This window comes from Pseudoflavonifractor sp. An44, from assembly GCF_002161675.1.
Taxonomy (GTDB): Bacteria; Bacillota; Clostridia; order Oscillospirales; family Oscillospiraceae; genus Enterenecus; species Enterenecus faecium.
In genome coordinates, this window is sequence record NZ_NFIH01000010.1 from 1 (window position 1) to 20,539 (window position 20,539).

Sequence of the window (20,539 nt, forward strand, 5' to 3'; positions counted from 1 at the left end):
ACGGGTGCGTTCTCCGGTAATATTTTTTGTGAGTTCAATGCAAATACCAGTTGACCGTGGCACTCATATACGGTACACTGATCTTGCTTGTTATAATTTGTCTGCATAAACAAATTGTAAAGCAAATGAAACGAGAGGCCAACCCCCAAAAAGGTTAGCCTCTCGTTTTGTTGTTCTGGCCTATTTTGCAACAGGCCCATCTCTTTTTGTCTCATGCGTCCGGTTGAGCCGGGAGGAAACTTACCCTTCATGGATGGGGGCGGGTGTGCTATAATCAAACGGTATCTGTGTGTGGAACCCTTGCGAGAAAGAGAGGAACAAGATGAACGAGAGAAAGCGCCCCCTGTGGCTGTTTTTTACCTATCTCAGACAGGGAAAAGGACACCTGGCCCTGTATCTCCTGTTGGCGCCCCTCAACGCTCTGGTGGAGATCGGCTTGGCGGCGGCTATGGCCTCTGCTGTGGACTATGCCATGTCCGGCCAAGTGCAGGACATGGGGCGGTATGTGGGCCTTTACGCCCTCTATGTGCTGCTGGGCTTCGGGGTGGGCTACGGCGTGAAACGGGCCCGGATTTTGCTGTTGGGCCGGGTGATTGCCGCCTTGAAGCAGGACGTCTATGAGCATGTGATGTATCTGCCCTATCCCAAGTTTCGGGAGAACAATTCCGCGGAGTACCTGGCGGAGCTGACCAGCAACATGGAGATCGTCCGGGAGTCCTATTTCACCGCTCTGTTGCGCCTCTATCCCGAGGTGTTAAAGTTTGTGGTGGCCACCGTGGCCATGATATGGCTGAGCCCCTGGCTGGGGATGTACGTCCTGCTGCTGGCGGGATTGCAGATGGTGGTACCCGTCATTTTCTCCAAGAAGATCACGGAGAAGGGGCGTTATTACGCTCAGTGCAACGAGGGGTATATGGTCACCGCTAAAGAGGACCTGTTGTCCTATGAGACCTCCACCCTGTATCAGATTTTGGGATTTCTCACCGGGCGGCACCGGAAGAAGAGCGTGGAAACCGAGCGGGCCCGCAGCGACTCCAAACTGATCAACGCCATGTCCTATGAGGTGTCCTTTGCCATCGGCAACGTGATGTACCTGGGTATCTATGTCATCGGTGCCGTTCTCACCCTCACCGGACACCTGGGTGTGCCTGCCATCATTGCCGCTGCCCAGCTGATGGTGTACATTGCCTCTCCGCTGACCACCATCAGCGGGGACATTGCCGAGCTGAAATCGGCCCTGAAGGTGGTGGGGCAGTATGTGCAGCTGGTGACAGGGCCTCAGCGTCCCCAAGGGGGTGTCCAACCCGGCCCCTTTGCCCACAGCCTGTCCCTGGACCACGTCACCTTCTCCTATGGGGATCGCACGCTGCTCAGCGGCCAGAGCTACGCCTTTGAAAAGGGGAAAAAGTACATCATCCACGGGGAGTCTGGCTGCGGAAAATCCACCCTGCTGAAACTCTTGCAGCGGCTGCTGCCGCCCCAGGCCGGGGCTGTGACCCTGGACGGGGTGGATGTGGAGCAGGTAGACCGGACAGCCTATGCCGCCAAACTGTGCTGTATTCCCCAAGAGCCATTCCTCTTTGATGACACCATCCTGGAAAACGTGCGGCTCTACCGGGATTACACCCAGGAGCAGGTGATGGAGGCTTTGGACAAAGCGGGGCTTGCCCAAATGGTGGCCCGGCTGCCCCAGGGGGTCCACACCCCCATCGGGGAGAACGCCTCCTTCCTCTCCGGCGGAGAAAAGCAGCGGCTGGCCATTGCCCGGGCCCTGCTCTCGAAACCAGAGATTTTACTGGTGGACGAGGGCACCTCCCACTTGGACCCGGCCACCGCCCAGGAGATTGAGACACTGATTTTCTCCATCCCTCACCTGACGGTGATTGCCGTGTCCCATATCCTCCACCCCTCCACGGTGGAGATGGCCCACAAGATGCTCCATCTCCACGGGGGCATGCTGGAGGAAGAACCCATACCATGAAAGAAGGGAACATCCATGAGAATTCTAATGCTGGGAAACAGCTTTACCTTTTTTAACGATATGCCGGACATGCTGGCTGAGCTCACTGGGGCGGAGGTGGTGGCCCACACCCGGGGTGGGGCGCGCCTGTCCGAGCAGCTCAACCCCAACACCCGGATGGGGGCCGCCACCCAGGCGGCGCTGCGGGAGGAGAAATGGGACTATGTGGTACTCCAGGAGATGAGCAACGGCCCCATCACCAGTCCGGCGTCCTTTTTCAGCAGCGTCACCCGCCTGTGTGAGCAGATTCGGGCCAATGGAGCGGTACCGGTGCTCTACGCCACCTGGGCCTATCAACGGGGCGGGGCGAAGCTCCGGGCCTTTGGCATGGACTACGACCAGATGTACCAGCAGCTCCACCAGGCCTACGCCCAGGCGGCCCAGGACACCGGGGCGTTGATGGCGGATGTGGGTACCCGGTTTTACCAGCTGGCGGACCAACAGAAGCTGTACGCCCAGGACAGCTACCACCCCAGTGAGGCGGGCTCCCGCCTGGCCGCCCAGGTGCTGGCCCAGACCATCCAGCGGGGGACCGAAGACGTATGAAATTCATCCATTTGTCCGACCTGCACCTGGGAAAGCGGGTCAACGAATATTCCATGCTGGAGGACCAACAGTATATTTTAAAAGAAATTATACGCATTGTAGAGGATGAGCAGCCCCAGGGGGTGCTCATCGCCGGGGACGTGTACGACAAGTCGGTGCCCACAGCGGAGGCAGTGGCCCTGCTGGACGACTTCCTGGTCCAGCTGTCCCGGCGGGGGCTCCAGGTCTATCTCATCAGCGGCAACCATGACTCCCCGGAACGCATGGCCTTTGGCGGGCGGCTGATGGAGCAAAGCGGCATCCACATCGCCCCGGTGTACAACGGCACGGCGGCGGTGTATACCCTCGCCGATGAGTATGGCCAAGTGCATATCTATCTGCTCCCCTTTGTCAAGCCCGCCTATGTGCGGCGATACTTCCCGGACCAGGAGATCGCCAGCTACACCGACGCGGTCACCACCGCCATCCAGGCCATGGAGGTGGACCGGGGGCAGCGGAATATCCTGGTGACCCACCAGTTTGTCACCGGGGCCACCCGGTGCGACTCGGAAGAGGTGTCGGTGGGGGGCAGCGACCAGGTGGATGTGTCCGCTTTTGACCCCTTCGACTACGTGGCCCTGGGCCACCTCCACGGGCCCCAGACGGTGGGGCGGGAGACGGTGCGCTACTGTGGTACCCCTCTGAAATACTCCTTTTCCGAGGCGGGACACCACAAGTCTGTGACGGTGGTGGAGCTGGGGGAGAAGGGAAATGTGGCGGTGCGCACCGTGCCCCTCACCCCGCTGCGGGACCTGGTGGAGTTGCGGGGCAGTTATGAGCAGCTCACCCTCCGGGACTTCTACCAGGGCACCCGCTATCCCCAGGACTATGTCCATATCACCCTCACCGACGAGGAGGACATCCCCGACGGAATGGCCAAGCTGCGGATCATATATCCCCACTTGATGAAGCTGGACTATGACAATTGCCGCACCCGGGCAGAGCATTCCATTGAGATGGAGGAAGACCAGGAGAAGAAGTCCCCGCTGGAACTGCTGGACCAGTTTTACGCCCTGCAAAACGGGCAGCCCATGGGGGAGGAGCAGCGGACCTTTGCCCAGAAATTGATGGAATCCATTTGGGAGGGTGAGAGATGAGACCATTACACTTGACCTTGTCCGCCTTCGGCCCTTACGCCGGGCAGGTGGAAATTCCCCTGGAACAGCTGGGAGAGCGGGGGCTGTACCTCATCACCGGAGACACCGGGGCGGGGAAGACCACCCTCTTTGATGCCATCACCTATGCGTTGTATGGGGAGCCCAGCGGGGACAACCGGGACCCATCTATGTTCCGCTCCAAGTACGCCCAGCCGGACACCCCCACCTGGGTGGAGCTGGTGTTCTCCTACAGCGGGAAGACCTACACCGTCCGGCGTTCCCCGGAGTATGAGCGCCCCGCCAAGCGAGGGGGCGGCACCACCCTCCAGCGGGCGGAGGCGGAGCTGCACCTCCCTGACGGCCGCCTGGTCACCAAGACCCGGGAGGTTACCGGGGAGATCGTGAACATCATCGGACTGGACCGCAGCCAGTTTGCCCAGATCGCCATGATTGCCCAGGGCGACTTTCTCAAGCTGCTGCTGGCGGACACCCGCAGCAGACAGGAGATTTTTCGCAAGCTCTTCCCCACCCGAGGGTACATGGTGTTCCAGGAGAAGGTGAAAAGCGAGAGCGGCGCTCTACAGAGGGAGTGTGAGGCGGCCCGGGCCAGCGTCAAGCAGTACATCGACGGGGTGCTCTGCCCCCGGGAGGACCCGATGTACCCTCAGTGGGAGCGGGCCTGGGCGGGAGAGCTGCCCATTCAGGAGACGGTGGAACTTCTGGAGGCCCTCTTGGAGCAGGACCGGGAGCGGGACACCCAGTGCAGTGAGGAGCTGGAACAGCTGGACGGAGAGTGGAAGGCTGTCACCGCCCTGTTGGCTAAGGCGGAGGAGCTGGAAAAGGCCCAAAGCCAGCTGGAAGAGGCCCAAGTCCGGCGGGAGACCTGCGCCGCCCAGTGGGAGGCGGCGCAACAGCAGCTGGAGGCCCAGACGGCACAGGCACCACAGTTGGAAGGCCTGCGGGCCCAGTTGGCGGACCTGGAAGCGGAGTTGCCCCGGTATCAGGAGCTGGAGCAGCTGCGCCAGAATCTTACGGCTCAAACCCAGAGCATCCGACAACAGAGCACCTGGCTGGAGGAGCAGGAGAGCGAGCAGAAGCAGCGGGAGAAGAAGCTGGAGCAGGGACGACAGGAGCGGGCGGGCCTGGAAGAGGCAGGAGCCCAGCGGGAGCGGCTGCTGGGGCAGCAGACCCGGGCCCAGGAACAGAGCCAGCAGCTGGAGGAATTAAGCACCCTGCTGGCAGGATGCCGTCAGGCCCGTGTAAACTTGGAGAATGCCCAGAAACGCTATGGTGTGGCCCGGCAGAAGGCACAAGCGGCTCAAGAGGACTACACCGGGAAAAATCAGGCCTTTTTGGATGAGCAGGCGGGAATTTTAGCCCAGCAGCTGGCAGAGGGCCAGCCCTGTCCCGTGTGCGGGTCTCTGACTCACCCCGCCCCTGCCCAACTCTCCCAGGGGGCACCCACCGAAGAGGAGTTAAACCGGGCCAAGCAGGCCTGGGAGACGGCCCAGCAGACCGCCAGCACCTGGAGTGTGGAGGCGGGAAAGGCCCGTACAGCTCTGGAGGAGCGGGAGCAGCGTCTGCGCAGTCAAATGGCCCACGTGCTGCCAGAGCAGGGGGCAGACCAGCCTTTGGACCAGGTGGCCCAAGCCATTCGGGAGGCCCAGAGGAAAGCCCAGGAGGCATTGGACCAGGTGAGGGGACAGCTGCGCCAGGTGGAGGCTGCCTTGGCGCGCAAGCGACAGCTGGACACTCAAATTCCCCAGCAAGAGCAGCGGCTGGGGGAGCTGGAGCGGGCCATAGCCTCCGCTCGGGAGCAGCTGGCAGGAGCGAACAGCCGACGGGAAGAGCTGCAGGGGCAGATTCACACCCTGGAAGGGCAGCTGCGCTACCCTCAGGCGGAACAGGCCAGACAGGAGCAGAGTGACCTGAAAGGGAAGCTCCAGCGGCTGGAGGAGGCTCAAACTCAGGCTCAGCGGCGGGCCAATGCCGCCCAACTGGCCCTGACCGGGGCAGAGGAGGCGGTGAAGCAGCTGACCCACCTGGTGGAGCAGAGCCAGCCGATGGATGTGGAGACCCAGCGGGCCCGCAGCCAGGAGCTGACCCTGCGGCGTGCCCAGTTGACTGCTATTCAGCGGGAGCTCCACACCCGCATTACTACCAACCGCACTGCCTTGGAACAAATCCAGGGAAAGACCGCCCAGCTCGCCCAGTTGGAGCAGCGGTATACCTGGGTGCGCACGTTGTCCAACACCGTCAACGGCACCTTGCCGGGGAAGGAGAAAATCGCCCTGGAGACCTATGTGCAGATGACCTTCTTTGACCGCATCCTCCGCAGAGCTAACCTGCGGCTGCTGGTGATGACCGGGGGCCAGTACGAGCTAAAGCGCCGCCGGGAGGCGGCGGGCAGCCGGGGCCAGAGCGGCCTGGAGATGGATGTCATCGACCACTACAACGGCACCGAGCGCAGCGTCAAGTCTCTGTCCGGGGGCGAGTCCTTCCAGGCCTCTTTGGCCCTGGCTCTGGGGCTGTCCGATGAAATCCAGTCCTCCGCAGGGGGTATCCGCCTGGACACCATGTTCGTGGACGAGGGCTTCGGCTCCTTGGACGAGGAGTCCCTGGGGAAGGCCATGGGGGCGCTGGGAGATTTGGCCCAGGGCAACCGCCTGGTGGGCATCATCTCCCATGTGTCCGAGCTCAAGGAGAAAATCGACAAGCAGATCGTGGTGCGCAAGGACCGCACCGGAGGCAGCCGGGTGGAGATTATGGTGTGACACAGCATTGAAATTTGCCTACAGTTATGGTATGGTAAATACGTTCAATTTTACCACAGGGAAAGAAGGGTACGCATGAAGTGGTTGTATCGAATTATCTGCGCCATCCTCATTGTTGTGATGGCGGTGTCAGGGTATAAGATTTGGAGCATCATGTCAGAGTACAAGGAGGGCGAGGACGCCTATGGAGAGCTGGAGCAGTTTGTGAGCATCCCCAGCGAGCTGCCTGTGATTCCCTCCGAGTCCGGCGAGGAAGAGAACCCGGATGGCACTCCGGCCCCCCAGGCTACCGAGAATTTGAATCAGTTCCCGGTGGTGGATTTTAATTCCTTGAAGGGGATTAACCCGGACGTGATGGCCTGGATTTACATTCCCGGCACCCATGTCAACTATCCTGTGGTGCAGGGTTCGGACAATGAGTACTACCTCAACCGCCTGTTCACCGGTAAGTGGAACAGTGCGGGCGCCATTTTCATGGACTACCGCAACGAGGCAGACCTCACCGACCCCCATACCATCATCTACGGCCACCAGATGAACAACAAGACCATGTTCAACGACCTGCGCCACTATGCCGACCAGAGCTTCTATGAGGAGCACACGGTGGGCTACCTGATGACCCCCGACCAGACCTATCTGCTGCAATTCTTCTCCGGCTATGTCAGCAGCGTGGACACCAACGCCTGGCAGCTGAACTTCACCGAGGAGGGCAGCTTTACCAGCTGGCTGGAGGATATCCAGGGCCGTTCTGCCTTTACCACCGATGTGCAGCTGCGGGAGGAGGACCGGATTGTCACCCTGTCCACCTGTAGCTCCGCCTTTGAAAATGCTCGTTTTGTCCTGCATGCCCGCTTGGTGCCTGCTGAGGTCAACGGATAACAAATGCCCCGAGAGGCTTCAAGCCTCTCGGGGCATTTTTGTAATTATTGGGCCACCTCGGCCGAGGAGCTGAAGCAGATGCGGCGGATGGGAGGGAGGACCACCTTCTGAACGGGACCCATGACGGTCCCCACGCCCACGGCGCTGACAATGGTGCCCATCTCGATGTTGGTGATGGCGCTGAGTACGGCGGGAATGGAGTTCACCGGCGACATTCCCAGGTTGGAGTTGGCCGCGAAGGTGACCCCAAAGGCCATGACAAACAGGCCCAGCACATAAAACAAAATCCGGCAGCAAAATTTTCGTCCATCCATATAATATGAAGTCTCCTTTTTAGGCAGGAAGGAAACCACGGAAAACCAGATGGTTTTCCGCGGTTTCTCCCAATAAGCCTGTGATTATGATACTTAATTATACGCCTGAGAGGACCTGGAATCAATACATAATTTGCATCATGCAAGATATAGGGTGATTGAAAAATGCGGGGAGATTCCACAAAATGCAGGAGTTGGCGGGGATGGGAACAAAGGGGTTGAAATTTTCCAAGGTTATTTGTACAATGTAGGGGATCGCCTGCGAAGAAGCGAGTGCGGGCGAAAAAGAAAGGGAAACCGTCAGAGTTTCCCAATCAGAAACGGGGAGGGCGAGAACCATGAAGCAACGATGTGAACTCGTCGGCCCGTGTTTGAACAGATCTGCGCAAAGGTATACCGGCAGAGGGCTCTGACGGTATGTCTTTCCTATGGAATGGAGAGGTGTGGAACATGAGTGGCAGAGGGCGGCGGAGACGGGTGGTCAATTCCACCAGAGTCATCGCCTTATCGTTTGCTGGAGTCATTCTGATGGGAGCACTGTTATTGATGCTCCCCATTTCGTCCCGGTCTGGGGTGAGCTGTGGGCCCATCACGGCCCTGTTCACCGCCACGTCCGCCACCTGTGTGACGGGCCTGATCGTGGTGGACACGCTGACGCAATTTACCTTATTTGGACAAGTTGTCATCTTGGCCCTGATTCAGCTGGGCGGCCTGGGCTTTATGAGTGTGATTTTCCTGTTGGCCAGCCTGGTGAAAAAGCGCATGTCTTTGAGTCAGCGGCTGATGATGGTGTCCGCGTTTAACCTCAACGACATGCATGACGTGGCCCGATTGGTGGGCGGAGCGTTCCGTCTGACCTTCCTGGTGGAGGGCATGGGCGCCATTGTGCTCACGGCGTGTTTCTGGCCCCGCTATGGCCTGGGGGCCATTTGGAAGGGCGTATTCACCGCCGTGTCCGCCTTCTGTAATGCGGGCTTTGACCTGCTGGGCCCGGACGGCTTGGGCAGCCTGTCCACCTATTCCGACAATCCAGTGGTGCTGCTCACGGTGGCCTGCCTGATTGTGTGCGGCGGCCTGGGCTTTTTTGTGTGGAAGGAGATCATACACAAGAAGTCCTTCCACCGCCTGTCCCTGTACAGCCAGATGGTGATTGTCATCACGGCATCCCTCATTGTGGGAGGCATGCTGTTTTTCCTGCTGGTGGAGCATGACAACCCTGAGACGCTGGGGGGAATGCCCTGGTGGCAGCAGGGGCTCAACGCCCTGTTCCAGTCCATCACCCTGCGTACCGCTGGCTTTTTGAGCATTTCTCAGGGCGGACTGCGAGAGGTGTCCCAGTTTGTGTGTGTCCTCTTCATGCTGGTGGGCGGCTCGGCCGGGTCCACCGCTGGTGGTATTAAGACCGTAACCTTGGGCGTGCTGGTGCTGGCCATGCGGGCCGGGCTCCACGGCCGCAGCGAGGTGACCATCCGGGGCCGCACCATCCCCCTGACCAAGGTGCTCTCCGCCGTGACCTTGGTGCTGGTGGTGTCTGTGATGTTCCTGTTCTCCTCCATCACCATCTCGGTGGTGGACGAGGTGCCCTATTTGTCTGCCGCCTTTGAGACGGCCTCCGCTCTGGGCACGGTGGGTCTGACCACCGGAATCACCCCAACCCTGTCCACCTTCTCCCACCTGTTGCTGGTGGCGATGATGTACTTGGGCCGTGTGGGTGTGCTCTCTCTGTCCGTGGCATTCTTGACCCAGGGTGGGCGGCAGAGCCGCATTAGCTATCCGGAAAGTGACGTTATGATCGGTTAATGGAGGAATTGACGTGAAGAATTTTGCAGTGTTTGGCCTGGGCCGGTTTGGAACGGCGGTGGCCAGAGAGTTGTTCGAGGTAGGCCATGACGTGTTGGCCGTGGACACGGACCGGGATCGGGTGCAGAGTGTAGCCGACCTGGTGACCCACGCCGTGGTGGGCGATGCCCGAGACCCGGCGGTGCTCAACGCCCTGGGGATTGGCGAGTACGACTGTGCCGTGGTGGCTGTGGGTAACGACGTGGGCAGCAGCGCCCTCATTACCATGCGCCTGAAAGAGGCCGGGGTGCCCCGTGTGGTGTGTAAGGCTATGAGCCACGTCCACCAGCGCCTGCTGGAGAAGGTGGGGGCGGACCATGTGGTGTTCCCCGAGCATGAGATGGGCATCAAGGTGGCTCAGGGTCTGGCCCGCTCCAACATCCTCAACTACATCGAACTGTCCGAGGACTACGGCATCGTGGAGGTGGACCTGCCCGCTGCTTGGCAGGGCAAGACCATCCGGGACCTGGACATCCGGGCCAAGTACGCCCTGAACGTCATCGCCGTGCGCCGGGGCCAGGAGGTCAACGTCTCCCCGGGGGCAGACTATGTGCTTTTCCCCAATGACAAGATGATGGTGCTGGGCCGGGACGAGGACATTGCCAAGATATGCGACAAATGAGACATGAAGTGATATCCAGCCGCTCCAACCCCCTGGTCACCCGGCTGCGCAAGCTGGGCAGCAAGCGCAGCGCCCGCCGGGAGGAGGGCGTATTCGTGGGGGAGGGGCCCAAGCTGCTTCAGGAGGCGGTGCGCTGGCGCATTCCCCTGGAGACGGTGGTGTACGCCTCCGGGGTCACCCTGCCCCAGCTGCCCGACGACGTGCGGGTGGTGGAGGTACCGGACTCTCTGCTGGAGGCGGTGGCCCAGACCCAGACCCCCCAGGGAGTGGTGTTTGTCTGCCGTACCCCCGCTCGGGAACTGCCGGAGCAGCTGACGGGGAACCGCTACCTCATTTTGGACGGGGTGCAGGACCCGGGCAATGTGGGCACCATCTGGCGCACCGCTGACGCCTTTGGGGCGGATGGCCTCATTCTGTGCTCCGGCTGTGCCGACCCCTGGAGCCCCAAGACGGTGCGGTCCACTATGGGGGCGGCGTTCCGCCTGCCCGTGTGGGAGTGCACCCTGGAGCAGGCGGCGGCACGGCTCCGGGCAGCGGACATTCCTCTGTACGCCACAGCCCTGCAGGAGGACACCGTGGACGTGCGGCAGGTCTCTCTGACCCGCAGCGGCGTCATCATCGGCAGCGAGGGCCGGGGCGTGTCCGACCTGAGCTTGCAGCTGTGTGAGAAGACGGTGAAAATTCCCATGGTGGAGCGATGCGAATCCCTCAACGCCGCCGTTGCGGCGTCGGTGGTGCTCTGGGAGATGGCCAGAGACCAATTATAAAGGAGAGAGAAGGGGGCGGGGAACGGTGTCCCACTTGAAATACTGGGTGTGGTTGTCCACCCGGCGAGGCCTGGCGGGGGTCACTATGCAGCGGGTGCTGGACCACTTCGGCGGGCCGGAGCGGGTATACTACGCCCATGCCAAGGACGTGGATGAACTCACCGGGCTCAGCGGTCTGGCCCGATCCTCTCTCAAGGACAAGTCCATGAGAGAGGTGGAGCGGATTTTGGACCGCTGCGACCAGCTGGGCATCCGGGTGATGACCCGTCAGGATGCGGTGTATCCCCAGCGCTTGGAGAACATCCCCCAGCCGCCCTTGGTGCTCTACGCCAAGGGACGCCCCATCTCTCTGGACGACCAGGTGGCCATTGCCATGGTGGGCACCCGCAGCTGTACCCCTTACGGGGAGCGGGTGGCGGGAAAGCTGGCCATGGAGCTGACCCACGGCGGCGCTATGGTGGTGTCCGGTATGGCCCAGGGCATTGACGCGGCCTCCATCCGGGGAGCGCTCATGGCCGGGGGCACGGTGGTGAGCGTACTGGCCGGAGGGCTGGACGTTATTTATCCCCGGTACCACCGATTTCTCTACGAGGATGTGGCGGCCTCCGGGCTCCTTCTCTCGGAATATCCCCCAGGGACCGAGCACAAGGGCAGCCACTTCCCAGTGCGCAACCGCATCATCAGCGGCCTGTCTCTGGGCGTTGTGGTGGTGGAGAGTCCCCGGCGGGGCGGCGCTCTCATCACAGCCAGCCATGCTCTGGACCAGAACCGGGACGTATACGCAGTGCCCGGTGCCATTGACGCCCCAGCCAGTGAGGGTACCAACCGCCTCATCCAGGAGGGAGCCGCCAAACTGGTGACCTGTGGGGAGGATATCTTGTGTGAATGGCGGGATCGCTTCCCGGAAAAATTAGGGGTACAGCCCCCTCTGAACCCCCAGGTGGTGGAGCAGAGATTGCAGCAGTTGGAGCAGGTACAACCGGCTCCCGTTTCCCCCAAAACAGCCCCCGCTGCGGAAAAAGAGGTTGACAATCCCGAAAGCATGGAATATATTGACTGGAAGGAGTGCCGGAAAAACCTGACCGATGACGAGCAGGTGGTGCTCCTGGCTCTGCAAGAGGGAGCCAAGGGAGCGGACGGCCTGGTGGAGCACACCCAGCGCTCTGCCAGACAGGTTCTGGCTGCTCTGACCATGTTGCAGCTGCAAGGGTACGTGACCCAGGGAAAGGACAAGCGATTCCGGGCAGCGGTGAAACTGAAAATGGAGTAAGAATCTATGGGAAATACGAATTTGGTGATTGTAGAGTCACCAGCTAAGGCAAAAACCATTGGAAAATATTTGGGACCGGACTATCAGGTGAAGGCGTCCATGGGCCACGTGCGGGACCTGCCCAAGAGCAAGCTGGGCGTGGACGTGACCACCTTCGAGCCGGACTATCAGGATATTAAGGATAAGGAAGAGACCATTTCTGAGCTGAGAAAGGCCGCCAAGGACAGCCAGCGTGTCTATCTGGCCACCGACCCTGACCGAGAGGGAGAGGCCATCTCCTGGCACTTGCAGTCGGTGCTTGGAGTACCCAAGGAGAAGACCTGCCGGGTGACCTTCAACGAGATCACCCGCAAGGTGGTCACCGAGTCCATCGCGTCCCCCCGGGAGATCGACCAGAACCTGGTGGACGCCCAGCAGGCCCGGCGTATTCTGGACCGCATCGTAGGCTATCAGCTCTCCCCCTTGCTGTGGAAGAAGATCCGCCGTGGCCTGTCTGCGGGCCGTGTGCAGTCCGTGGCCACCCGTCTGGTGGTGGAGCGGGAGGAGGAGATTCGCGCCTTCGTGCCCAAGGAGTACTGGTCCATCACCGCCGACCTGGGCCGCATCGCCCCCAACATCGGGGCCTTCCGGGCGGAGTTCTACGGCCGGGACAAGAAGATGGAACTGGGCAACGCCCAGGAGGTGCAGGAGGTCATGGATGCTGTGAAGGCAGACACCTTCACAGTGCGGGCAGTCAAGCGCCAGGACAAAAAGCGTAACCCCGCCCCGCCCTTTATCACCTCCACCTTGCAGCAGGAGGCCTCTCGAAAGCTGAACATGACCCCTCGGCGCACCATGTCCGTGGCCCAGCAGCTGTATGAGGGCGTGGACATCACCGGAGAGGGCACCGTGGGTCTGATTACCTACATGAGAACCGACTCTCTGCGCCTGTCTGAGGAGGCTCTGGCTTCCGCCAAGACCTTCATCGAGGCTCGGTACGGCAAGGACTATTATCCCGAAAAGACCCGCCGCTTCAAGGCCAAGGACTCTGCCCAGGACGCCCACGAGGCCATCCGTCCCTCGGATGTGAACCTCACCCCGGAGCAGTTGAAGAAGGACCTGACCAGCGAGCAGTATCGGCTGTACAAGCTCATCTGGAGCCGGTTTCTGGCCTGCCAGATGGCCCAGGCCGTCTATGACAGCGTGTCCATTGAGGTGGAGAGCGCCGGGTACCAGTTCCGGGCCAGCCACTCCTCCATCAAGTTCTCCGGCTTCACTGCCGTGTATGAGGAGAGCCGGGACGATGAGGACGAGGCGCCTCAGTCTCCGCTGCCCGACTTGAAGGAGGGGGAGGCTCTGCGTCTGGATGACCTGAGCCCCTCTCAGCACTTCACCCAGCCCCCCGCCCGATTCACCGAGGCCACCCTCATCCGGGCTCTGGAGGAGAAGGGCATTGGCCGACCCTCCACCTATGCCCCCACCATCTCCACCATCACCGACCGGGAGTACGTGGTCAAGGAGGGCAAGCACCTGCGGCCCACCCCTCTGGGAGAAGTGGTCACGGGGCTGATGAAGGACAAATTCTCCGACATTGTGGACCCCGCCTTTACCGCCCAGATGGAGGAGCGGCTGGACAAGGTGGAGACCGGCGAGGTGAACTGGAAGCAGGTGCTGTCCGACTTCTACACCGACTTTGACCAGGAGATGAAGAAGGCGGAGAGCGAGCTGGACGGGGAGCGCATCAAGGTCCCCGACGAGGTTTCCGAGGAGATCTGCCCCGAGTGCGGGCGCAACCTGGTGGTGAAGTCCGGGCGGTTTGGCCGCTTTCTGGCCTGTCCCGGTTGGCCGGAGTGCAACTTCACCATGCCTCTGGTGGTGGAGATGCCGGGCAAGTGCCCCCTGTGCGGCGGCCGCCTGGTCAAGCGCACCGGAACCAGCAAGAAGACCCACAAGCAGTACACCTACTACTGCTGCGAGCACCTCAACAGTAAGGACGAGAGCCGCCGCTGTGAGTTCCGCACCTGGGACGTGCCTGTGAAGGACTGCTGCCCGGAGTGTGGCCACACCATGTTCAAGAAAGCGGGCCGGGGCTACAAGCGCCCCTTCTGCATCAACGAGAAGTGTCCCAACTTCCTACCGGAAGAGAAGCGGGGCGGCTTCCGCAAGAAGACCGAAGAGGGCGAGGCAGCCCAGCAGGTGGAAGGTCAGGAGCAGGCCGAGGGCGAGACCAAGAAGAAGACCACGGCGAAAAAGTCTACCGCCAAGAAGAGCACGGCCAAAAAAACCACCACGAAGAAGACGACCACCAAGAAAACCACGGCCAAAGCCGCCAAAGAAGCGGACGAGGCCTGAGATAAAGGAAGAACTATGAATGCAACCATCATTGGCGCAGGCTTGGCGGGCTGTGAAGCCGCCTGGCAGCTGGCCCAGCGGGGGATTGGGGTGACCCTGCACGAGATGAAGCCCCACAAGATGACCCCTGCCCACCACAGCAACGGCTTTGCGGAGCTGGTGTGCTCCAACTCTCTCCGCTCCGACCAGCTGGAGAATGCGGTGGGGCTGCTGAAAGAGGAGCTGCGCCGCTGTGGCTCCCTCATCCTGCGCTGTGCCGACCAGACCCGTGTGGAGGCGGGCGGCGCTCTGGCCGTGGACCGGGAGGCCTTCTCCCAGGCGGTCACCGACGCCGTGCGCAGTCACCCAAACATCACCGTGGTGGAGGGGGAGGTCACCCACATCCCGGAGGGAGAGGTCATCATTGCCAGCGGACCCCTCACTTCGGAAGGGCTGTCGGAGGAGATTGCCAAGCTCTTTCCCAACAGCGGGTATTTGAATTTCTACGATGCCGCCGCTCCCATTGTCACCTTTGAGAGCATCGACATGGACCACGCCTGGTTTGCCTCCCGGTATGACCGGGGCACGGCGGACTACATCAACTGCGCCATGAGCCAGGAGGAGTACCTGGCCTTCTGGAAGGAGCTGTGCCAGGCCGAAGAGGCCCCCGTCCACGGCTTTGAGGACGGCCGGGTGTTTGAGGGGTGTATGCCCGTGGAGGTCATGGCCCGACGGGGAGAGCAGACCCTGTGCTTTGGCCCTCTCAAGCCCAAGGGCCTGCCCGACCCCAAGACGGGGAAGGAGCCCTATGCCGTGGTGCAGCTGCGCCGGGACAACGCCCAGGGCACCCTGTACAACATCGTGGGCTTCCAGACCCATTTGAAGTGGGGAGAGCAGAAGCGGGTGTTCTCCATGATTCCCGCCCTGGCCCACGCCGAGTATGTGCGCTACGGGGTGATGCACCGCAACACCTACCTGGATTCCCCCCGGCTGCTGGACGCTTACTACCGGGTACGGGGCCAGGAGCGCATCTGCTTTGCCGGACAGATCACCGGCGTAGAGGGGTATGTGGAGTCCACCGCCTCCGGCTTTGTGGCTGGCGTGGAGCTGGCCAACCGCCTGCTGGGCAAGCCAGCCGTGGACTTTCCCCGGGAGACCGCCTTGGGCGCTCTGGCTCAGTACGTGAGCAACGAGAGCGTGGTGGACTTCCAGCCCATGAACATCAATTTTGGAATCATGCCGCCCCTGGACCACAAGGTCAAGGGCAAGCGGAACAAAAACGCAGAGCTGTCCCGCCGCTCTCTGGAGCTGGTGGACGCCCTGCGAGAGAAGCTGTAACGAGAAGGAGGGCCGGAGATGAAGATCATTGTAGACGCCATGGGCGGTGACAACGCCCCTCAGGCACCGGTGCGAGGTGCCTTGGATGCCATTGCCGAGTACGGCGTAGAAGTGGTACTGGTGGGCCGTGGAGAGGAGATCCTGGAGGCTCTGCACAAGGAGGGGGTCACAGAAGTGCCTCAGGGCCTGGAGATCACCCACGCCAACCAGGTGGTGGAGATGTGCGACAACCCCGCCACCGCCTTCAAGGAGAAGAAGGACTCCTCCCTCACCGTGGGCCTGAACCTGCTCAAGGACGGCACCGGAGACGCCTTTGTCTCCGCCGGCTCCACCGGAGCCCTGCTGTCTGCCGCCACCCTGATGACCAAGCGCATCAAAGGCATCCGCCGGGCTGCTCTGGCCCCCGTGGTGCCCACGGGCAACGGCGGTGCGGTGCTCATTGACTGCGGCGCCACCGCCGAGTGCACTCCCGAGTTTCTGCTCCAGTTTGCCTTTATGGGCAGCTACTACGCCGAGCGGGTTCTGGGTCGTCCCGAGCCCAAGGTGGGCCTTTTGAACATCGGAGCGGAGCCCTCCAAGGGCACTGACTTGCAGCGGGAGGCCTATGGCCTGCTGCAAAAGGCCTCGGATGAGGGCCGCATCAACTTCGTGGGCAACGTGGAGGCCCGGGAGGCGGTGTCCGGCTCGGTGGACGTCATCGTCTCCGATGGTTACTCCGGCAACATCTTCCTCAAGACCATGGAGGGCGTGGGCATCTACATGGCCCGGGAGATCAAGAAGATGTTCCTTTCCAGTCTCAAGACCAAGATTGCCGCCCTGCTGGTGAAGGACGGCCTGCGGGAGTTCAAAAAGAAGATGGATTCCGGCGAGGTGGGCGGCACGCCCCTGATGGGTATTTCCCACCCCGTGATCAAGGCCCACGGCTCCTCTGACGGCTATGCCATGAAGAACGCCATCCGTCAGGCCATGGAGTACAGCAAGTCCGGCATCATCGAGGATATCACGGAAAACGTGGAGTACATGCGCCTTCCCGTGAAGGGCTTGGCAAAAAAGCAGGAGACAGACGGGACTGCGGAGTAAAAACTGTCAAAAAGACACTTGACAGGGACGCATCAAGCCCCTATTATGTTGTTACCAAAGCAACATAAAAGGAGCTTGAGAAAAGTATGTTTGAAAAATTGTGTGCCTTGATTGCCGAGCAGTTTGGCGTGGACGCTGACGCCATCACCAAGGATACCGCCTTTGTGGACGAGCTGGGCGCGGATTCTGTGGACCTGGTGGACCTCTCCATGGCTCTGGAGGAGGAGTTCGGCATGGAGGAGATGGAGGAAGAGGAGATCAGCTCCATCGTCACCGTGGGCGACCTGTACAAGTACATGCAGGAGCATCTGGATCTGTAAGAAGTCATTTGATTTGGGGAAAGCCCTGCCACTGGCGGGGCTTTTTCCGTGGAGGGTAGTATGAAAAGTTTGGAAGAGAAGTTGGGGTATCAGTTTAAAAACCTATCGCTGCTGGAGCACGCTATGACCCATAGCTCCTACGCCAACGAGCACCGCTCGGAGGGCGTGACCAGCAATGAGCGGCTGGAGTTTTTGGGGGATTCGGTCCTGGGCCTTGTGGTGGCACAGCATTTGTTTTCCTCGCATCCCAACATGCCGGAGGGGGAGCTGACCCGGACCCGTGCAGCGTTGGTGTGTGAGGAAAGCTTATACGAGGTGGCCAAGGTCCTGGATTTGGGCGCCTATTTGAAGCTGGGTAAGGGCGAGGCCGCCGGAGGCGGGCGCACTCGTCCCTCCATTCTGGCCGATGCCACCGAGGCCACGCTGGCGGCGGTGTATCTGGACGGCGGCATGGCCGCCGCGGAGAGCATCATCCGCACCTTTATCCTGGACAAGGAGCGGGAGAAAGCGGTGGATCGGGACTATAAGACCGCCTTGCAGGAGCTGGTGCAGCGCAAGCCCGGAGTGAGCGTGAGCTATCGCCTGGTGCGGGAGATTGGACCGGACCATGCCCGGATTTTCGTCATGGAGGCCGCCGTGGACGGCGTCCCCGCCGGACAGGGTAAGGGCCACACCAAGAAAGAGGCGGAACAGATGGCGGCCCGAGCCGCCCTGGAGAAGCTGGCCGGAGCGAAAGCCTGATGGACCCCAAGGGCACCGACGGGTTTGACCCGTGGGTGCCCTTGTATTTTTGTGTGAAATTCGATATAATAATCTCGATTTCATCCCAAGAGGGGGGAGAAGTATGGATGTCCCGGTATACCATCTGGACAAGGTGGTAAAAGTAAGACAGGAGGGCATGGAGGACTTCGACGGGCCTCTGGACCTCATTCTCCACCTGCTGAGCAAAAACAAAATCGAAATCCGGGACATCTCCATCACCCTGCTTCTGGACCAGTACCTGGATTGGATGGAACAGAGGGAGCGGCTGAACCTGGAGGTGGCCAGCGAGTTTGTCATCATGGCCGCCCATCTGGTGTACATCAAGACCCGCATGCTCCTCTCCATCGACGACGAAGAGGCCTTGAGCGAGATGGAGCAGCTCATGGCGGCCCTGGAGGAGCACCAGCACAAGGAGAGCTATGAGCGCATCAAGGGGATCACCAGTGTGCTGGCGGGGCGGTACGAGTTCGGGCGGGACTACCTGGTGGGCCAGCCCCAGCCTCTGCCCCAGGAGACGACCTATCGCTATCAGCATGACCCGGCAGACCTCACCGAGGCCTTTCGCCGTCTGTTCCAGCGGGGGGAGGGAAATGTCCCGCCGCCCACCCGGGCCTTTCACGGCATTGTGGGCCGGGAGCCTTACCCGGTGGAGACCAAGGCCCGGTGGATTCTGGACCAGCTGACCACCCTGGGAGTCACCCACTTCCGGGCCCTGTTTCGAGGCAGCAAGAGCCGCTCCGAGATTGTGGCCACCTTTCTGGCGGTGCTGGAGCTGTGTAAATCCAATCAAATTTATCTGGCTGGCACCGGGGAGGACAGCACCTTGACCTGTACCCACCCGGAGCCCCAGGCGGCGGAGGACGGAGGAGCCTGAGCATGGAATTGAAGGAGTTGGAATGCACCATAGAGGGCATCCTATTTGCAGCCGGGGACCCGGTGCCGGTGGAGCGCATGGCCGCCACCCTGGAGCAGGATGTGGAGACGGTGGACAGCGTGTGCCGGAAGCTGGCCGACGAGTACCGCTACCAGCGCCGGGGCATCTGTCTGGTGCGCACCGAGCACAGCTGGCAGATGTGCACTGCCCCGGAGTACGCAGACCCCGTCCGTAAGACCTTGGAGCACCGCAAGCCCCCCAAGCTGTCCCAGACCGCCCTGGAGGTGCTGGCCATTGTGGCCTACTTCCAGCCAGTGACCCGGGCGTACATTGAGCAGATTCGGGGTGTGGACAGCTCCTACACTGTGGGCATCCTGCTGGAGCGGAAGCTCATCGAGGAAGCGGGGCGACTGGCGGTCCCGGGCCGTCCCATGCAGTTTCGCACCACCCACCACTTTTTGCGCACCTTTGGTCTGACCAGCCTGGACGAGCTGCCCGAGCTGCCCTCGGCCAGCCAGGAGGGCACCCAGCTGACCCTGGATTTGGAGTCGGCCATCGCCAAGATGCAGGAGGACGAGGGGGAAGAACCCTCGGGTGAGGCATGATGATTTGGATTGTACTGGGCTGCGTGGTCCTGGCCCTGGCGCTGCTTCTGCTGGTGCCTGTGCGGGCCAAGGCCAGCTACAGCCAGGAGGGAGTTCGGCTGGCCCTGGCGCTGGGGCCCATCACCGTTCCGGTGGTGCCCAGACCCGCCAAACGGCCCAAGAAAAAGAAAAAGCAGCCCAAGGAACCGAAAAAAATACCCCAGTCGGAGAAAGAGAAAACCAAGAATCTGTTGGGGAACCTTTTGAACCCCGGCTCGTGGAAGAAGTTCCAACGCTATCTGCCCCTCATCTGTGAAGCGGCAGGGGAGCTGCGCCGGAAGATCATCGTGCGCAAGCTAAAGATGCACCTGATCTGGGCAGGGAAGGACCCCGCCTCCGCTGCCATTGGCTACGGAATGATCAACGGGGTCATCGGCGGCATCTGGAACCTCATCGACGGCAACTTCCGGGTGAAGGACCACAAATTTGTGGTGGACCTGGACTACGACAAAAAGGAGCCCCAGGTGTCGGCTCAGGCGGAGCTCTCCCTGACCGTGGGCCAGTGCCTCAGCTTTGCCCTGCGATATATCAAAAAACTGGCGGCCATCAAGGCCGAAGAGGGTGGAACCACCCAGCACTCCAAGGAGGTAAATAGTCATGAGCGAACAAAAGCATCCCATTAATGAAGTGTTGCAGACGACCATGAGCCGGATTCGTGAGATGGTGGACACCAACACGGTGGTGGGCCAGCCCATCGTCACCGCCGACGGCGTGACCATCATCCCCGTGTCCAAGCTGTCCTTTGGCTTTGCCACTGGCGGCTCCGACTTTGGCAAGACCCCCAACGTGGAAAAGAACTTCGGCGGCGGGGCCGGGGCCGGGGTCAACGTCACCCCCGTGGCCTTCCTCATTGTCAAGGATGGCAGCGTGCGGCTGCTGCCCGTGGCGCCTCCCGCCGGGGACTCGGTGGGCCGGGTGGTGGACCTGGTGCCTGAGATGTTTGAAAAGGTCACCGGATATATCGACAAAAAGACCGGCACGGATAAGAGCGGAGAATAAAGGTGATACTACTCCCATCTGATACCTTGGATGGGAGTGACCTTT

General features: G+C 61.1%; 20 protein-coding genes. 18 read left to right on the top strand and 2 right to left on the bottom strand.

Features of this window, described 5'->3' with window-relative positions:
• On the bottom strand, positions 1-215 hold a 215-nt coding region (locus B5F98_RS13100), incomplete at its 3' end, for a hypothetical protein (protein WP_206418096.1).
• Between the two features lie 107 nt (positions 216-322).
• On the opposite strand from B5F98_RS13100, the gene B5F98_RS05980 reads away from it, so the two are divergent.
• The 5 genes from B5F98_RS05980 (at position 323) to srtB (ending at position 7,355) form a co-directional block, all read left to right on the top strand.
• The gene (locus B5F98_RS05980) at positions 323-1,981 is read left to right on the top strand and encodes an ABC transporter ATP-binding protein (protein ID WP_087370345.1); all 1,659 of its coding nucleotides are present in this window, start codon (positions 323-325) and stop codon (positions 1,979-1,981) included.
• A gap of 15 nt (positions 1,982-1,996) precedes the next feature.
• Positions 1,997-2,566: a DUF4886 domain-containing protein gene (locus B5F98_RS05985; RefSeq protein WP_087370347.1), complete on the top strand. Its 570-nt coding sequence runs from the start codon at positions 1,997-1,999 to the stop codon at positions 2,564-2,566.
• Positions 2,563-3,702 (top strand): exonuclease SbcCD subunit D, encoded by a 1,140-nt coding sequence (locus B5F98_RS05990; RefSeq protein WP_087370349.1) that lies wholly within the window; start codon positions 2,563-2,565, stop codon positions 3,700-3,702. Before B5F98_RS05985 ends, B5F98_RS05990 begins: the two co-directional genes overlap by 4 nt.
• On the top strand, positions 3,699-6,476 hold the full coding sequence (locus tag B5F98_RS05995; RefSeq protein WP_087370351.1) for an SMC family ATPase: 2,778 nt from the start codon (positions 3,699-3,701) through the stop codon (positions 6,474-6,476). Before B5F98_RS05990 ends, B5F98_RS05995 begins: the two co-directional genes overlap by 4 nt.
• A gap of 75 nt (positions 6,477-6,551) precedes the next feature.
• Positions 6,552-7,355: a class B sortase gene (gene srtB / locus B5F98_RS06000; RefSeq protein ID WP_087370352.1), complete on the top strand. Its 804-nt coding sequence runs from the start codon at positions 6,552-6,554 to the stop codon at positions 7,353-7,355.
• Positions 7,356-7,399: 44 nt separating this feature from the next.
• Here srtB and B5F98_RS06005 read toward each other — a convergent pair whose 3' ends face one another.
• On the bottom strand, positions 7,400-7,669 hold the full coding sequence (locus tag B5F98_RS06005) for a hypothetical protein (RefSeq protein WP_087370354.1): 270 nt from the start codon (positions 7,667-7,669) through the stop codon (positions 7,400-7,402).
• Between the two features lie 450 nt (positions 7,670-8,119).
• Between B5F98_RS06005 and B5F98_RS06010 the strand changes: the two genes are divergently transcribed.
• The 13 genes from B5F98_RS06010 (at position 8,120) to ytfJ (ending at position 20,494) form a co-directional block, all read left to right on the top strand.
• Positions 8,120-9,469, top strand: a complete 1,350-nt coding sequence (locus B5F98_RS06010) for a potassium transporter TrkG (RefSeq protein ID WP_087229425.1) — start codon at positions 8,120-8,122, stop codon at positions 9,467-9,469.
• A 13-nt stretch (positions 9,470-9,482) separates the two neighbouring features.
• On the top strand, positions 9,483-10,130 hold the full coding sequence (locus B5F98_RS06015; RefSeq protein ID WP_087229428.1) for a TrkA family potassium uptake protein: 648 nt from the start codon (positions 9,483-9,485) through the stop codon (positions 10,128-10,130).
• Entirely contained in the window at positions 10,118-10,897 is a 780-nt protein-coding gene (locus tag B5F98_RS06020; protein WP_242961609.1) for an RNA methyltransferase, read from the top strand. Before B5F98_RS06015 ends, B5F98_RS06020 begins: the two co-directional genes overlap by 13 nt.
• 25 nt (positions 10,898-10,922) lie before the next feature.
• Positions 10,923-12,167 (top strand): DNA-processing protein DprA, encoded by a 1,245-nt coding sequence (dprA, locus tag B5F98_RS06025; protein ID WP_087370356.1) that lies wholly within the window; start codon positions 10,923-10,925, stop codon positions 12,165-12,167.
• 6 nt (positions 12,168-12,173) lie between these two features.
• Positions 12,174-14,498: a type I DNA topoisomerase gene (topA, locus tag B5F98_RS06030; protein WP_087370358.1), complete on the top strand. Its 2,325-nt coding sequence runs from the start codon at positions 12,174-12,176 to the stop codon at positions 14,496-14,498.
• Positions 14,499-14,513: 15 nt separating this feature from the next.
• Positions 14,514-15,815: a methylenetetrahydrofolate--tRNA-(uracil(54)-C(5))-methyltransferase (FADH(2)-oxidizing) TrmFO gene (gene trmFO / locus B5F98_RS06035; protein ID WP_087370360.1), complete on the top strand. Its 1,302-nt coding sequence runs from the start codon at positions 14,514-14,516 to the stop codon at positions 15,813-15,815.
• A gap of 18 nt (positions 15,816-15,833) precedes the next feature.
• A complete protein-coding gene (gene plsX / locus B5F98_RS06040; protein ID WP_087370362.1) occupies positions 15,834-16,895 on the top strand; it encodes a phosphate acyltransferase PlsX in 1,062 nt (353 codons plus the stop codon).
• A gap of 86 nt (positions 16,896-16,981) precedes the next feature.
• Positions 16,982-17,215, top strand: coding sequence for an acyl carrier protein (locus B5F98_RS06045; protein WP_087229446.1), 234 nt, complete (start codon positions 16,982-16,984; stop codon positions 17,213-17,215).
• A gap of 60 nt (positions 17,216-17,275) precedes the next feature.
• A complete protein-coding gene (rnc, locus tag B5F98_RS06050; protein ID WP_087229450.1) occupies positions 17,276-17,956 on the top strand; it encodes a ribonuclease III in 681 nt (226 codons plus the stop codon).
• Between the two features lie 103 nt (positions 17,957-18,059).
• Positions 18,060-18,851, top strand: a complete 792-nt coding sequence (locus tag B5F98_RS06055; RefSeq protein WP_087370364.1) for a segregation/condensation protein A — start codon at positions 18,060-18,062, stop codon at positions 18,849-18,851.
• Positions 18,852-18,853: 2 nt separating this feature from the next.
• Complete coding sequence (scpB, locus tag B5F98_RS06060; protein ID WP_087370366.1) at positions 18,854-19,456, top strand: SMC-Scp complex subunit ScpB; 603 nt, start codon at positions 18,854-18,856, stop codon at positions 19,454-19,456.
• The gene (locus B5F98_RS06065; RefSeq protein ID WP_087370367.1) at positions 19,453-20,118 is read left to right on the top strand and encodes a DUF2953 domain-containing protein; all 666 of its coding nucleotides are present in this window, start codon (positions 19,453-19,455) and stop codon (positions 20,116-20,118) included. Before scpB ends, B5F98_RS06065 begins: the two co-directional genes overlap by 4 nt.
• The gene (gene ytfJ / locus B5F98_RS06070; protein ID WP_087370369.1) at positions 20,093-20,494 is read left to right on the top strand and encodes a GerW family sporulation protein; all 402 of its coding nucleotides are present in this window, start codon (positions 20,093-20,095) and stop codon (positions 20,492-20,494) included. Before B5F98_RS06065 ends, ytfJ begins: the two co-directional genes overlap by 26 nt.
• The last annotated feature ends 45 nt before the right edge of the window (positions 20,495-20,539 follow it).

Coding starts and splice junctions, on each gene's coding strand:
- B5F98_RS05980 (WP_087370345.1), top strand. CDS start 323: ATGAACGAGAGAAAGCGCCCCCTGTGGCTGTTTTTTACCTATCTCAGA.
- B5F98_RS05985 (WP_087370347.1), top strand. CDS start 1,997: ATGAGAATTCTAATGCTGGGAAACAGCTTTACCTTTTTTAACGATATG.
- B5F98_RS05990 (WP_087370349.1), top strand. CDS start 2,563: ATGAAATTCATCCATTTGTCCGACCTGCACCTGGGAAAGCGGGTCAAC.
- B5F98_RS05995 (WP_087370351.1), top strand. CDS start 3,699: ATGAGACCATTACACTTGACCTTGTCCGCCTTCGGCCCTTACGCCGGG.
- srtB (WP_087370352.1), top strand. CDS start 6,552: ATGAAGTGGTTGTATCGAATTATCTGCGCCATCCTCATTGTTGTGATG.
- B5F98_RS06005 (WP_087370354.1), bottom strand. CDS start 7,669: ATGGATGGACGAAAATTTTGCTGCCGGATTTTGTTTTATGTGCTGGGC.
- B5F98_RS06010 (WP_087229425.1), top strand. CDS start 8,120: ATGAGTGGCAGAGGGCGGCGGAGACGGGTGGTCAATTCCACCAGAGTC.
- B5F98_RS06020 (WP_242961609.1), top strand. CDS start 10,118: ATGCGACAAATGAGACATGAAGTGATATCCAGCCGCTCCAACCCCCTG.
- topA (WP_087370358.1), top strand. CDS start 12,174: ATGGGAAATACGAATTTGGTGATTGTAGAGTCACCAGCTAAGGCAAAA.
- trmFO (WP_087370360.1), top strand. CDS start 14,514: ATGAATGCAACCATCATTGGCGCAGGCTTGGCGGGCTGTGAAGCCGCC.
- plsX (WP_087370362.1), top strand. CDS start 15,834: ATGAAGATCATTGTAGACGCCATGGGCGGTGACAACGCCCCTCAGGCA.
- B5F98_RS06045 (WP_087229446.1), top strand. CDS start 16,982: ATGTTTGAAAAATTGTGTGCCTTGATTGCCGAGCAGTTTGGCGTGGAC.
- rnc (WP_087229450.1), top strand. CDS start 17,276: ATGAAAAGTTTGGAAGAGAAGTTGGGGTATCAGTTTAAAAACCTATCG.
- B5F98_RS06055 (WP_087370364.1), top strand. CDS start 18,060: ATGGATGTCCCGGTATACCATCTGGACAAGGTGGTAAAAGTAAGACAG.
- scpB (WP_087370366.1), top strand. CDS start 18,854: ATGGAATTGAAGGAGTTGGAATGCACCATAGAGGGCATCCTATTTGCA.
- B5F98_RS06065 (WP_087370367.1), top strand. CDS start 19,453: ATGATGATTTGGATTGTACTGGGCTGCGTGGTCCTGGCCCTGGCGCTG.
- ytfJ (WP_087370369.1), top strand. CDS start 20,093: ATGAGCGAACAAAAGCATCCCATTAATGAAGTGTTGCAGACGACCATG.